The 13,666-nt window shown below is 68.5% G+C and carries 15 protein-coding genes; 1 reads left to right on the top strand and 14 read right to left on the bottom strand.

Annotated features, from left to right (window positions below; translation table 11 throughout):
- The 7 genes from BM066_RS20265 to BM066_RS20235 all read right to left on the bottom strand — a co-directional run.
- Positions 1-755, bottom strand: a 755-nt coding sequence (locus BM066_RS20265) for a HAMP domain-containing protein (RefSeq protein WP_177218516.1), incomplete at its 3' end; no start/stop codon positions are given.
- A 198-nt stretch (positions 756-953) separates the two neighbouring features.
- A complete protein-coding gene (locus BM066_RS20260) occupies positions 954-1,412 on the bottom strand; it encodes a hypothetical protein (protein ID WP_018113042.1) in 459 nt (152 codons plus the stop codon).
- A 3-nt stretch (positions 1,413-1,415) separates the two neighbouring features.
- A complete protein-coding gene (locus BM066_RS20255; RefSeq protein ID WP_018062566.1) occupies positions 1,416-2,180 on the bottom strand; it encodes an ABC transporter ATP-binding protein in 765 nt (254 codons plus the stop codon).
- Entirely contained in the window at positions 2,177-2,983 is an 807-nt protein-coding gene (locus tag BM066_RS20250; protein ID WP_018062567.1) for an MlaE family ABC transporter permease, read from the bottom strand. Before BM066_RS20250 ends, BM066_RS20255 begins: the two co-directional genes overlap by 4 nt.
- Position 2,984: 1 nt before the next feature.
- A complete protein-coding gene (gene mlaD, locus BM066_RS20245; protein WP_018062568.1) occupies positions 2,985-3,503 on the bottom strand; it encodes an outer membrane lipid asymmetry maintenance protein MlaD in 519 nt (172 codons plus the stop codon).
- Positions 3,504-3,566: 63 nt separating this feature from the next.
- Positions 3,567-4,214, bottom strand: coding sequence for an MlaC/ttg2D family ABC transporter substrate-binding protein (locus BM066_RS20240; RefSeq protein WP_018062569.1), 648 nt, complete (start codon positions 4,212-4,214; stop codon positions 3,567-3,569).
- A gap of 17 nt (positions 4,215-4,231) precedes the next feature.
- Positions 4,232-5,092 carry an MlaA family lipoprotein gene (locus BM066_RS20235; protein ID WP_018062570.1) on the bottom strand — a complete coding sequence of 287 codons (861 nt, stop codon included), beginning with the start codon at positions 5,090-5,092 and terminating at the stop codon, positions 4,232-4,234.
- A 361-nt stretch (positions 5,093-5,453) separates the two neighbouring features.
- Between BM066_RS20235 and BM066_RS20230 the strand changes: the two genes are divergently transcribed.
- Complete coding sequence (locus tag BM066_RS20230; RefSeq protein ID WP_018062571.1) at positions 5,454-6,146, top strand: hypothetical protein; 693 nt, start codon at positions 5,454-5,456, stop codon at positions 6,144-6,146.
- On the opposite strand, the gene BM066_RS20225 is transcribed toward BM066_RS20230, so the two are convergent.
- From BM066_RS20225 to BM066_RS20195, 7 genes are read right to left on the bottom strand one after another with little or no spacing between them, the layout of a single operon-like run.
- A complete protein-coding gene (locus BM066_RS20225; RefSeq protein WP_018062572.1) occupies positions 6,147-6,764 on the bottom strand; it encodes a hypothetical protein in 618 nt (205 codons plus the stop codon).
- Positions 6,765-6,773: 9 nt separating this feature from the next.
- Positions 6,774-7,751, bottom strand: coding sequence for a hypothetical protein (locus tag BM066_RS20220; RefSeq protein ID WP_018062573.1), 978 nt, complete (start codon positions 7,749-7,751; stop codon positions 6,774-6,776).
- A gap of 50 nt (positions 7,752-7,801) precedes the next feature.
- Positions 7,802-8,857: a PASTA domain-containing protein gene (locus BM066_RS20215; protein WP_018062574.1), complete on the bottom strand. Its 1,056-nt coding sequence runs from the start codon at positions 8,855-8,857 to the stop codon at positions 7,802-7,804.
- Between the two features lie 43 nt (positions 8,858-8,900).
- Positions 8,901-10,091, bottom strand: a complete 1,191-nt coding sequence (locus BM066_RS20210) for a PASTA domain-containing protein (RefSeq protein WP_018062575.1) — start codon at positions 10,089-10,091, stop codon at positions 8,901-8,903.
- Positions 10,092-10,115: 24 nt separating this feature from the next.
- Positions 10,116-10,694, bottom strand: coding sequence for a hypothetical protein (locus tag BM066_RS20205; protein ID WP_018062576.1), 579 nt, complete (start codon positions 10,692-10,694; stop codon positions 10,116-10,118).
- Between the two features lie 2 nt (positions 10,695-10,696).
- Positions 10,697-13,228, bottom strand: coding sequence for a baseplate J/gp47 family protein (locus tag BM066_RS20200; RefSeq protein WP_018062577.1), 2,532 nt, complete (start codon positions 13,226-13,228; stop codon positions 10,697-10,699).
- Positions 13,228-13,665 carry a GPW/gp25 family protein gene (locus tag BM066_RS20195; RefSeq protein WP_018062578.1) on the bottom strand — a complete coding sequence of 146 codons (438 nt, stop codon included), beginning with the start codon at positions 13,663-13,665 and terminating at the stop codon, positions 13,228-13,230. Before BM066_RS20195 ends, BM066_RS20200 begins: the two co-directional genes overlap by 1 nt.
- Position 13,666 lies beyond the last annotated feature (1 nt).

The raw sequence follows: 13,666 nt of genomic DNA, 5'->3' as shown, positions 1-13,666 counted from the left end.
ACTTCCGAGGCGAAGCTGTTGAGCTGGTCCACCATGGTGTTGATGGTGTTCTTCAGCTCCAGCACCTCGCCCTTCACGTCGACGGTGATCTTGCGGCTCAAATCCCCGTTGGCGACGGCGGTCGTCACCTCGGCGATGTTGCGGACCTGGCCCGTCAGGTTGGCGGCCATCAGATTGACGTTGTCGGTCAGATCCTTCCAGGTCCCGGCCACGCCCTTCACCTGGGCCTGGCCGCCCAGCTTGCCCTCGGTGCCCACCTCGCGGGCCACCCGCGTCACTTCCGAGGCGAACGAGCCCAGCTGGCCCACCATGGTGTTGACGACCTTGCCGATGCGCAGGAACTCGCCCCGTAGCGGGCGCTCCTCGTTCTCCAGGTCCATCGTCTGGCTAAGGTCGCCCTTGGCGGTGGCGCCGATCACCCGGGCCATTTCGGCCGTCGGGTGGACCATGTCCGTGATCAGGTTGTTGACCGCATCGACGCTGGCGGCCCACGAGCCGGTGGCGCCCGGCAAACGGGCGCGATGGTTGATCTTGCCCTGTTTGCCGACCACGTCGCCGAGACGTTCGAACTCCTTCGACATCTGATCGTTCAGATTGACGGCGTCGTTGAACGCCTCGGCCAATTCGCCGTCCAGGCCGGACAGGTCGGTCGGCAGCCGCACCGAGAAGTCGCCGCGTCGGAAGGCGCGCAAGGCCGCCAGGAGCTGGTGGTTGTCGAGCCCGCGCTGCTGCGCCTTGGCCTGTGCCGCCGGCATAGGAATACTCCACGTCGAAATCGCTCGATCTACGTGGGCGGCGCTCATCGGGAAGCCGATCCGGCGTTGGAAGCGCTCTCTGGCGCTCGACGTCCTGCAACCGAGTCCCCTTGCCCCTCCCGGAACGGGTCCAACGCGGGGAAAAATCTTTAGTTCCGCTTTTACGGTGAAGCTCTTCACCGACGCTGGTTTCGGTCCCTATCGCGCCATCTTCGCACGAGCCGACGCCTCGACCTGTTCAACGCCGCGCAGAGCGTCGCCGGAGGCATCCAACTGGCCCTTGAAGGCGTGCAGGTCTCCGGTGTCGATGCGGCGGACCCTCTTGTCGCGCGCCCATTCCAGCCCGATCGCCTGGCCCAGCCGGCAAGCCTTGGGCAGCAGGGCCGCCCGCTCGGCGGGACCGCCACGGACCAGCAGCTTGCCGACGATGTCATTCCAGTTCGGCGAGCCCGAAAAACAGAGCGGCAGGTGATCGCAATCACCGGTCCAGAATCGCCTGTACCAGCGCTGGTGCAGCGGCGTATCGAACCGCGAAACGGTCGGATCGAGCTGGGCCCGACAGTCGGCGCGGACATAGTCTTGCGCTTGAGCCGCCCCGGCCAGGCCACAGCCCAGCACCAGCGCCAGCAGCGCCGTTCTCGCCCCCCTCGCCGTCACGTCTCAGACCGCGCTGGCCATCGGCCCGTCCGCCCGCCCGTCGACGAACTGTCGCACATAGGGATTGTCCGTACGATCCAGTTCGGTCGGGGCGCCGCGCCAGACGATCTTGCCGGCGTGCAGCATGGCGATCTCGTCGCCGATCGTCCGGGCCGAAGCCAGGTCGTGGGTGATCGACACGGCGGTGCAGCCCAGCCCCTTCACCTGGTCGACGATCAGCTCGTTGATCGCCGCCGAGGTGATCGGGTCCAGGCCCGTGGTCGGCTCGTCGAAGAAGATGATCTCGGGATTGGCCACCACCGCCCGGGCCAGGCCGACCCGCTTCTGCATGCCGCCCGACAGCTCGGACGGATAGGAGTCGGCGACATGGGCGCCCAGGTGGACCCGGCCCAGAGCTTCGATCGCCCGCGCCTTGGCCTCCTTGCGGGGCACGCCGTCGGCGTTGATCAGGCGGAAAGCGACGTTCTCCCAGACACTGAGGCTGTCGAACAGCGCCGCGCCCTGGAACAGCACGCCGATGCGCTCGAACAGCTTGCGCCGAGCGCCGCCTCCCATGCCGATCAGGTTCTCGCCGTCGACCAGCACTTGGCCGGCGTCGGGGCGCACCAGGCCCATGGCCACCTTGATGGTCACCGACTTGCCCTGGCCGGACCCGCCGATGATCACCAGCGAGCGGCCCGCCGCGACGCTGAGGTCCAGCCCGTCCAGGACCGGTCCATCGAAGCGCTTGCGGACGCCCTTCCATTCGAGTTTCGGTATGGCGGTCATGCGTGGGTGAACAGCGTTGTGAGGAAGTAGTCGGAGGCGAAAATCAGGATCGCCGAGGACACCACGGCATGGGTGGTCGCCCGGCCCACGCCCCGCGCGCCGCCCTTGGCGTTGTAGCCGTGGTAGCAGCCCATCAGGGCGACGATGAAGCCGAACACCGCCGCCTTGATCAGGCCCGAGCCGACGTCCCAGCCCTGAATGAAGTTCATCGTGTTGCGCATGTAGATCGTCGCGTTGAAGTCCAGGATCCGCACCGCCACCAGCCAACCACCGGCCACGCCGATGATGTCGGCGATCAGGGTCAGCAGCGGCAGCACCAGGGTCGCGGCCAGCAGGCGCGGCGCGACCAGGTAGCGGAACGGGTCGGTCGACAGCGTGCGCATGGCGTCGATCTGCTCGGTGGCGCGCATGGCCCCGATCTCGGCGGCGATGGCGGCCGACACCCGGCCCGCCAGCATCAGGGCCGCCAGCACGGGCCCAAGCTCACGCGTGATTCCCAGGGCGACGATCTGGGGCATCACCTGCTCGGCGTTGAACCGTCCGCCGCCGGTATAGATGTTCAGGCCCAGGGCCGCGCCGGTGAAGATCGCCGTCAGGCCGACAACCGGCAGCGAGAAAAAGCCGATGGCGACCAGCTGGCGCAGCAGCTGGTTCGGGAACCAGGGCGGGGTGAACACGGAGGCCACGCCGCGCAGGGTGAACATCCCGACCCCGCCCACCATGCGCAAGGCGCCCAGGGTCGAACGGCCGATGGAGCGCAACGGCTTGAAGACCGCGGGGATCGCCGCGTCCGCCGCAGCCATCTCAGTAGCTGTCCGGAGCCGTGGCGGCGGGGTTCGCCGCGGGCGCCGGCGCCGTCGCCGGCGGCGTGGCGGCGGGGTCGCCCTGCGGCCGCATCACCGAACCGATCAGGCCGAACAGGTCGACCGCGCCCTGGGTGTTGTCGATCTCGCCGCCAGGCTTGATGTCGTCCGCCGCGCCGCCTGGCGCAATGGCCACATGGACGCCGCCCAGCAGGCTGTCGCTGGTGATCTTGGCCGTGGAGTCGGAGGGCAGCTTGACCTCAGGGTCGAGGCTCAGCCGGGCCACCGCCAGAAAGGTTTTGGGATCCAGTTTGATTTCCGAAACGGTGCCGATCTTCACGCCCGCGACGCTGACCGCCGCGCCCGGCGCCAGCGATCCCACCTGTCCGAACTTGGCCGTGACGTCGTAGCCGCCCGGCTTGCTGCCGACGCCGCCGACGGTCAGCGAATAGACCAGGAAACCCGCCGCTAGGACGAGAACGAGGAGACCCATCAAGGTCTCGGCCCATTGTTCGCGCAACCCCTTATCCTTTCGAAGTCCTGCGAGACCGACCGCCCGAACGGCCGCCTCGTTCTCAATGGTTTACCGCGAGGCGGAACGCTGGGCGTCTCGCTGCAATTGGCCGATCAGCACGTCGATATTGCCGCCGGCGTTGTCGATCGTCGAAACGAAGTCCTGCTGCTGGGTGATCGCCAGCCACACGCCCTTGAACTGGACATCGACGACCTTCCACGAGGTTCCGCCGCCCATCACCCGCCACGCCAGCGGCAGCGGCTGGCCGACCTGGCCGCCCGAGATCGTGGTGTTGACGATGACGTCGCCCGGCTTGCGAACGGTCGAGCCCGTCACCTTCAGGACTTCGCCGTGATAGTCGTTGATGCGATTCTGGTACACGCTTTCGGCGTAGACGCGGAAGGCCGCCGCGAATCGCTGCCGCTGGTCGGGCGTGATGGAGCGGGCGTACTTGCCGAGCACGAAATTGGTGACCTTCGGCACGTCGGCCAGTTCGTCGATCGCCTGGTGGAAGGTCGCCTTCTTCTGGGCGACGCTCTGGTTCTTGTCGGCCAGAACGGTGATTACCCGCTGGGCGCGGGTCTGCACAAACTGTTCGGCCTGAGGATCGCGCGCCGCCTGCGCAAAGGCGGGATGGGCTTGGCTCAGAGCGCCGACGCCCACCAGGGCGACCAGGGCCAGCTGTGCGAAACGGCGAGTGGGGCGGGCGTCGATCATAAGCGTTTCCGGCGAAATCATTGGGTTGTGCTTGGGGCGGGCGCCGTCTCCGGCGACGCGGGGGCAGGTTGGGTCGATGCGGCGGCGGGAGCGACCGAGGTGTCGTTGTCGAAGTCGGGCAAGGCCTGCACCTCGCCGGTGGCTTCCCGGACGAAGGCCTCGCGGTACTGGCCGTACGCCGAACGGGCCGTCACATAGGGATCGGTGGCGTCGTCCAACGCGCGGAAGGCGGTGTCGGCCCGGGCACGAGTGTCGACCGTCTGCACGCCCAGACGAGTGGCGCCGAAGGTGGTCGTATAGCCGCCGCCGACGATGCCGACCGGATCGGTGAAGAAATCCAGCACCCGGCCGACGCCGTCACGGAAGCTCGAAGGGCCGATGACCGGCACGTAGAGATAGGGACCGGGCCGGACGCCATAGCGGCCGAAGGTCTGGCCGAAATCGGCGTCGTGGGCCTTCAGCCCCATGCCGGTGGCCACGTCCCAGAGCCCCAGGACGCCGACCGTGGAATTGATCAGGAAGCGCGCCGACGAGCGGCCGGCCCGCTTGGGCTTGCCCTGGAGGATGTCGTTCACCGTCGTGCTGGGCTCGCCCAGATTGTAGACCACCGCGCTGACGCGACGGCGCAGCGGGCTGGGCGTCACCGCCATGTAGCCGTGAGCGACGGGACGGAGCACGGCGTGGTCCAGCCCCATGCTGAACCCGAAGCTGCCGCGATTGAAGCCTTGCAGCGGGTCGTGGACCGTATCGACCGAATCGCCGTTCGCGACCGGCGCGGCCACCAGCGGTGGTTGGACGGCGGCGTTCTGAGCGTGAGCGCTCACCGCGCTCACCGCCAGACCGCCGGCGGCGATCAGGGCCGCGGCTCCCGCGCGCACGCGCGGCGTATTCGTCGAAGTTCTGCTTGGCGCGCCGTTCATTCCAGCCTCCTGCCGGATCCCGGCGTCAGGCATGTAGGCGCCTGCGATAGCTAAGCAAGGTCTGGAACACCTATTGGATGTCATCCGGGTACGGAAGCGTCCCACCGGTTCAAATCGGAGCGCTTTTCGTCAACTCCCTGGCGCTGGGGTTTCGAAGGCCGATCGGCGGCCGAACGCGCGCCCCATCGCCGCCCTGAAAAACAACAAATCGGACGCTTCCAACGTCATCCCTCGCACACAACCGTATGGGACAGATCAACCTTTCTTGTCGCCCAGGTAGAGATCAGGCAGACTTCAGGTTTCAACACGGGGCCGTCCCATGGACCGTTTGCGCGCGCCGTTCTTCTGGCTGGCCGGCTTCGTCCTGCTGGTGGCCCTGCTCGTCGAATGCGCTTCGGCCTTCGTTCTGAACGCCGTGCGCGAGGTCGGCTTCGAAGCTTCGACGCCCGGCCTGGGCATCCGCTATCTGCCGGTGCTCGACGGCCTGCTGCTCTACACCATCCTGCTGATGGGCCTGGGCATCCTGCTCTCGCGCAGCGTGATCGGGCGCGTGCAGGGGATCGTCACCCTGGTGATCGCCTTCTTCGGCCTGCTGGGCGCCATTGTCATGGCCCTGGCGGCCTTAGGCCTGCTGATCCTGATGATCACGCTGCTGGTGGCCGTGCCGTTCGGCACGATCGCCTACTTCGCCGCCTTCGCCGATTTCCCGACCGGGGCGGCGACCGCCACCCTGGGCCTGATCCTGATCCTGAAGATCGTCTTCTGCATCCTGCTGATCCTCGCCCACGAGCGTTTCCTGCAGAACAAGGGCATCGTCGTTCTCAGCGCGGTCTCGGTGGGCGCGACCCTGCTGCTGGCGTTCCTGATCGACTTTCCGCCGGGCTTTCTGGCCAGCATCACCGACGCCATAGGCGCGCTGATCATCGCCATTGTCGGCGCGATCTGGCTGCTGATCCTGCTCATCGGGTCGCTCTTGGCGATGATCTCGGCGATCCGGACCGTCAGGGTCTGATCACCGGATCGACACAGTGGCGGCGTTTTCGCCCATCGGCGTGACCTGGATCACGCCGCCCCGTTGATAGATGACGGCCGAGACGTCGTCGTCGTTCTCGTGGCAGCGGAACCTGTCGTCGCCGATCGTCCGGGCGTTTCGCCACGGGTCCTTGCAGGCCTTGACGTCGTCGCCCTCCAGCACGGCGTTCTCGTGACAGAGGCATACGACCTGATTGCAGGTCTCCCCCTTCCCCGTGGGCTCGCACACATAGGTCGCGACCGCCCCCCGCCCCTCGATCAGACGAAGACGGGCGAGGCGCATCTTCTTGCTGGACGGAGCGATCGACAGTTCACCGGGCGTGTCGCCGGCCAGGCCGGAGCCGGGCTGGCCCGTGAGTTCGACGGTCTTCTTCAGCAGTTTCGGCGCGAACGGGCGCGACAGTCTGCCCATGACCTCGGCCATTGGCGGAGGCTCCCAGGTTTCGAGCGCATCCTCGTCGATCTCGCCGCCGCTCGTCGTGGGCGGTCCATGGGCCGACGGGGGCGCGGGCGGCGTGGAGGCGCGATAGACAGCCGCGCCGATCGCCACGACAAAGCCGATGACGATCAGGACCAGGATGATGATGACGACCTTCATTGACGCGGCTCAACCATAGCCGGCCACCATGATCGCTACGAACGCCGCCCCCAGGCCCACCACCCCGACCGCCGAGAGGACGATGGCCAGGGGCCAGGGCCAGCAGACCCAGCCCGTCACCGTGCCGCCGCCGCTCATGAACACCTGGCCCGTCCGATCCGACGGATTGGCGATGCCATAGGCCATCACCTCCCAGGGATTGTCGAAATAGGTCCACCAGGTGATGGCGTCGCCGATCCGGCGACCGGAATCGATCAGGCCGGCGATCAGGGCCGGGATGATGGTCAGCGCCATCCAGCCGATATAGGAGAACCAGAAGAACGGCCCCAGCACCCGATTTTGCCAGATGTGGATCGTCTCGTGCTTGAACAGGTCGGAGGTTGGATTCCAACTGCCGGTGTTGCTCATCACCGCGCCCTGGGTGAAGGCGAAGCCCGAGCGTACGGCGAAGCCCTGTACATAGCGGTGGGCGTCGTGGCGGTTCTCGTCGGGGCCGTCGCCGTGGTCGCCCCAGGCGAAGTTGATCAGATGCATCAACACGCCATTGGTGTTGCCGCCCAGGCCCCAGGTCACGTCCAGCAGAAACGCGGGCACGCCCAGGCCCAGCCACTTGTGGGTGGCCCACAGGCCGTCGAACAAGCCGACCAGCCCGCCGACCACCAGGGCGATCCACAGCAGGGCCTCGACGCCGATCACCGGGTGACCGAACCCTAGCGAGATCAGGTTCACCACGCCCGGCCAGATGAAGAACAGCAGGCTGGTCACCGTGACCGCCGCATCCGAGTCCCCGCCGACGCTCAGCATGATGCTGATGAAGGTTCGCGCCAGGAAGGCCCCGAAGGTCGCGGTCAGAAAGGTCTCGAGCGCCCGCCAGAGCGAGGATGAGCCGTCGCCCTTCGCCAGTCGGACGATCAGGGCCAGCACCGCCCCGAGAACGCCGAACGCCAGCGACCCGAGGATAGCTTCCAGAGAGAAAATCCGTTCCATGATTCTTCACTCCATGTCGGGCCCGCCGTCCGACGGCCCCTGGGTTCGAACTACAGGCGTCCCGGGATCCTTGGCCGCGGGATCACGATCTTCGGCCGGCAGGCCCGGTAGCGGGATGGCCCGGCGGCGTTCTCCTGCGCCACGACCGAGCGTCTTTCGCCGCTCACGCAGACATGGTCGCCGACGAAGCCGTCACGCCAGACATAGCCCTGCAGGCAGGTGTCCGGGCCGTAGGCGCCGCCGTACGGGCTGCGGCGGGCGGCCGCCTGGGCGTTTTCCTGGGCGGCCAGGTAGCGGGACTCCGGCGTGACGCAGACCCGATCGCCGGGCCAGGCCTCGCGCCAGACGAAGCCCTCGACGCAGGCGCCGATCGCTGGATCGCAATTGGCCTCGGCAGGCTGCTCGATCGGCGGCTCTTCCTTGGGCTCGTCAGGCACGACCACCGGCATCGGCATGGCGACGGTCAGCAGGACCGTCTCGGTCTTCTTGGTCTTGGCCTCGGCGGCCGGAGCCTGATCGAGCACGGTCTCCGGCGGCTTGTCGCCGGTCTGCTTGTTGGCGCGCTTGACGATCTTGTAGCCGGCCTTGTCCAACGCCTTGACCGCCTCGGCATAGGGCTGGCCCACCACGTTCGGGATCTTGGATCCGCCGCTCATCGCCACGATGGCGATGATCGCGCCGATCACCAGCACCAGCACCCCGCCGACCACCGCCAGGATCCACCAAGGGAACGGCTTCTTCGGCGGCGGCGCTGCGGCGGCGGGAACCGTGACCGTCGCCGCCGCGCTGTCGGTGCTGTCGTTGTCGGGATCGTTGACATTGATCGCCCTCAGCTTGATCCGGTGCTGGCCCGGCGGCGTCGCGGCGGGGATCTTGCCGACCACGGTCACGGTCTGGGTCTCGCCCGCCGCGACCGGTCGTTCCGGCTCCCCCTGGACCTGATACCACTCGGCCTTGCCGTCACCCTGGACCTGAACGCTGAAACGCGCGGTCAGGCCCTCCCCGGTCTTGTTGGTGACGCCGAAGACGGCGCTGCCCTTGTGGAAGCCCCCCTCCTTTTTGAGGGCGACGGTCGTCGGTCCGTCCGGAATCTCGAAACTCGGCATGGGTCGATCCTTGCGTTCTAGAAAGCTCCAGATTTCCGACCGGTCATTGGACCTGAAGCTTCTGGGTCGGGATGGTCGTCGGGGCCGCCAGCTTGGCCCGGTTGGCGAACACCAGGACGTCCTGCCGGATGAACAGCCGGCAGGTCTGACGGCCGTTGACGAAGACCGACGGCGCGCCGAGGACGATGTTGACCTTGGTCCCCTTGGCGACCTTGGACTTGGCCTCGACGCTCTGCTCGATGATCTTGTCCACCGTTCCTCGGCAGGCCGAGCCGATCGTGCCGATGTCGAGCCCGGCTGACTGCAAGGTCTTGATCCCGGCGATGCCGTCGAACTGGGGCGTGACCAAATCCGGCACGACGACGCCGGGATCGACGGTGAGATTCACCGGGCTGCCCTTGGGCGCCGAGGTCTCGCCGGTTGGATCCTGGGCCACCACGGTGTCGGGCTCCTTGCCCGTCGCCTCGCCCACGACCCGCGGTCCAACCGTGAAGCCGCGATCCTCTAGCAGCGCCTGAGCACCGACATAGGGCTTGTCGGTCACCGTCGGCACGGCCACCGTTTCGCCGACGGCCACGGTCAGCTTCACCTCGGTCTTGGCGGGGTCGGCCTTGGTGTCGGCCGTCGGCTCCTGCTTGAACACCAGGCCCAGCGGCTGGTCCTTGGAGATTTCGTTGATCGCCGGCGCCGCCGCGAAGCCGCTCTTCTTCAGTTCGGCGACGGCGGCGGGGTAGTCCAGCCCTGTGACCTTGGGAACCGCGGTCCCTTTCGGTCCGCTCATCAACACCACCGCGACGATGACGCCGATCACCAGCACCAGGACGCCGGCGGCCACCGCGATGATCCACCAGGGGAACGGCTTCTTCTGGACCGGCGGCTTGACGACGGCCGGGATCGTAACGGTCGCCACCGCGCTGTCAGTGCTGTCGTTGTCGGGGTCGTTGACATTGGTCGCCCGCAGCTTGATCCGATGCTGACCCGCCGGCGTCGCGGCGGGAATCTTCGCCACCACAGTCACCGTCTGGGTCTCACCGGCCGCGACAGGCCGCTCCGGTTCGCCCTGGATCGAATACCATTCGGCCTTGCCGCCGCCCTGGATCTGCACGCTGAACCGGGCGGTCAGCCCCTCTCCGGTCTTGTTGGTGACGCCGAACACGGCGTTTCCCTTGTGGAATCCGGCCTCCGTCTTCAGGGCCACGGTGGTGGGGCCGTCCGGAATCTCGAAACTCGGCATGGGCGTTGGTCCTCGTGCTCGCGATCAGGCTGCGGAAAACTCGATTTCGTAGGTCGTGTAGGCGGGTCGCTCCTCGTCGACGATGCGACGCACCAGATCGGCCAGGGGCTTGGCGGCCGCCGGGGCGACGACGCGGAGGTGGAAGCTTCGGGCGACGCCCTTCGGCCCCGGCGGGTTCTCCTCCACCGCATAGCCGGACAGGCCCGTGGCCACGGTCAGGATGCGTTCGAGGGTCCGGCGGGTGCCGCGCCAGCGCGCGAGTTCGGCCGCTTCCAGGCACAGCAGTCGCAGCCGGCCCAAGCCCGCGGCGTAGCGCGGCGCGCCCTCGCCCGGCCGTCCGCCGGTCCAGTCCAGATATCGGTCCAGGTCCAGCCAGCGCGCCAGCATCAGGGCGAAGCTGGGCGGCGCCCGCAGCGGATCGATGTGGGCGTCGAGAGTCGTCAGGGCGCTCTCGGCCGGGGCCTGCAGCACCTCCATCACTTCCAGCACCGCGGCCAGGGGCTTTTTCGGCGCGGCGGCGTCAGGGTCGCCCGGCGGCTTCTCCACCGGGATGGCGGCCTGGTAGGTTTCCGGCAGCAGGCGGGCGATGCGAGCGCGATCCATGATCAGCCCCCTGTATCGTCATCGATCACCACCGAGAGATGGTGCTGGTCGGCGCAGTAGAGCCAGTTGGGCGGCAGCGGGATGCGGTCGGTGAACACCGTGGCCGAGGCCGTGGCGAAATGCAGGGCCCCATCGAGGCTGCGATAGACGCCCATGGGGCCGCCGGCGAACACCTGCGGCGCGCCTCCCGGCACGGGGGCGGCCGCCACGCAGGACACCACATGCAGCAACCGTTCGGTGTCGCGGATCGGCAGCCCGGCGTCGAGGGGCGCGGCGCGCCAGGCCGGCGCGGCGACGGTCGTGTCCAGCGCCAGCACGCCGCCGCGGTTCGAGCCGGCGAACGCCCACTGGTCCGCGAAGGCGAGGCCCTCGCAGGACCCGCCCTGCCAGCCGACATTGAACGGCTTGAAGCCCTCTGGATCGTCGGCGCCGCCCGAGCGCAGCTCCACCCGGAAGGCGCCGGACCCCTGCTGGCCGGCCTCGGCCGCGGCCGCCGCCCAGAGGAAGTCGCGAGCATTGAAGCGTTGCACCGTCAGGCTGCGGATGTCCTGGCCCACCAGGCCGATCGAATGGAAACTGTCGGACACCCCGCCGAGGGCCGACAGATAGACCCCGCCTTTCATCCGGGCGGCCACGGCGACCTGGACCACCCCTGCCGAGGAGACCGAGGCCGTCACGGCGTAGAAGCCCTTGGTGTCGCGGGCCTTGTCGACGACCACGGGGGCCGGACCGGCGTCACCGAACGGTTTGAGCTGGCGCAGGCCCTCGGCGGTGGCGATCAACAACAGCGGTGAGCCTTCCCGATCGACCCAGTCGGCGTCGGACACCTCGCTGTTGAACACCGCCGCCTCGGTCTTCCAGGTCTCACCGCAGTCGCGCGACACGTGGATGGCTCCGCCAGCCTTGCGGACCACGCCCAGGGCCATCAGGCCCGGCCGATCGCGGTGGCGGCGTACGAACAGCGGGCGATCGCCGTCGGCCTTGAACACCACCGACCAGGTATTGCCGTCGTCGAGACTGCGGTGCAGGCCCTGGTTGGTGGCGGCGAACCAGGTTCGAGCCTGGTGCGGGTCGCGCAGCAGGTCCGACACGTCGCGGTCGGGCGCCTCGCCGATGGTCAAGCGAAGCTGATCGGCATAGCGGACGCCGGAGTCGGCCAGCATGGCCTCATAAACGTCCGACGCCCGCACGACCTGGCCGAACGGCTCGTCGCGCAGCGGCGAGAACAGCTTGTTGAGCCGGATGCGAAGGCGCGCCTCGACGGCCGGGGCGTCTTCCTCGCGGCTGACCACCACCCGCGCCGCCACCGAAACTGGACGCACCCTGGCCCAGCCGACCGAGGTCTGCACGCCCAGCGGCCGGCGCTGGTCGACCGCCTTCTGGACCCGCGCCCGCAACTCCTCGCTCCTCCGCTCGATCACGGCCTGAGCGGTGACCCCCGCGTCCGGCAGCTTTTCGGCGTCGACCGCCGGCACCAGCAGAATCTCGACCACCCCCGGAGCGGCATGGGCCCAGACCTGGGACTGGGCGTAGGCCTTGGCTCGCGCCACCGCGCCGACGCTCAAGGCCACCCGCTCGAAGTCGCGGGCGGTGACCGCACAGCGCATGGAGGTCAGCTCCAGCGGCCCGCGCCGCATCGCCGCCTGCACGGTCTCGGCATCGGCGCCGCCGGCGGCCCGCGCCAGATTGGTCACCGCCAGGTTGGGGATCGGGGTCTTGAACACCGTCAAGGCGCCAGGGACCACGTTGCCGGCCCGTCCTCCGCCGCCGCGATACCAGACCCGGATGTCGCGCCCCAGCGCTGGAACGGCTGACAACGGCGTCGATCCCTCGCCGGCCACGGCGGGGGCGAACTGGATGCGGCCCATGGCGCGGTCGACGCGATAGACGCAGTCGGTCGGCGCGGCGTCGGCGAAGCTGACGACCTCCCGCCAGATCCGGTAGCTCTTGTCGCCGAGGGTGCGCGACACCGCCCCGTCGGCCAGTTCGGCGTTGTCGGCCTCGACGCCGACGATCAGGTCCAGTCCGTCGCCGGACGGCGCGATGATCGGCGGGCGTTTGACCTGCACGCTCTGGCCAGGCGCGCCAGTCCCCGCGCCGACCGACTCGGCCTCGGTCATGTCGCAATGCAGGGCCGGCGCTTCGACGCTTTTCTGGTCGGCGGCCAGGACCGCGGCCTGGGTGACCACGAACGTCACCGAGCCGTCGCTGGTCGCGATGCGCGCGCCGGCGGGGATGGTGATCCGCGCATTGCCGGTCGTCCGGGTGAAGGTCAGGGTCGCCGCCGCTGCGGCGGGCGGCCGGACCTGGGCGCCGACCAGGTTCAGCAGGCTGACATACAGCTTCTCCGGCACGCGGTTGAGCCGGTACAGCATGGTGTCGGTCAGGTAGGCGAAGGTCTCCAGCAGAGTGATGCCGGGATCGCTGGGATTGCGGTCGGTCCATTCCGGGCACGAGCGGTCGATGACCTTGATGGCGTCGGCCATCAGGTCGGCGAAGGCGCGGTCGTCCAGCTTGGGGGTGGGCAGCGGCATCAGGCGGCCTCCCCGCGCAGGTCGAGGGCGAATTCCAGCTGGCCTGGCTGGTTGCTGGCGCGCACCCGGTAGTCCAGCGAGACCGTCAGCTGGCTGGGCGCTGCGGGATCGACGCCGGCGTCCAGCCGCACGATCTCGATCCTCGGCTCCCAGCGCTTGAGCGACTGGCGCACGTAGTGGATGGCGAGGCCCGCGGTCGTGGCGTCGTTGGGCGCGAACATCAGCCGATGCAGCGGGCAGCCATAACCGGGCCGCATGACCCGCTCGCCGGGGATGGTGGTCAGCAGCAGGATGATGGCCTGGCGCACGGCGTCGTAGCCGCTGACCTCGGCCAGCCGTCCCGCCGGCGACAGGATCAGCCCCGCCGGCCGCCGCAGCTCGGACGTCGCCCCGCCCAGCTCCGCGCCTTCGAACCGGATGCCCCGAACGGTCTTCATG

It is taken from the genome of Caulobacter sp. UNC279MFTsu5.1 (assembly GCF_900114015.1).
GTDB lineage: Bacteria > Pseudomonadota > Alphaproteobacteria > Caulobacterales > Caulobacteraceae > Caulobacter.
Note: the sequence above shows the minus strand (reverse complement) of the source record. Positions and strands in the feature narration are given on the sequence as shown.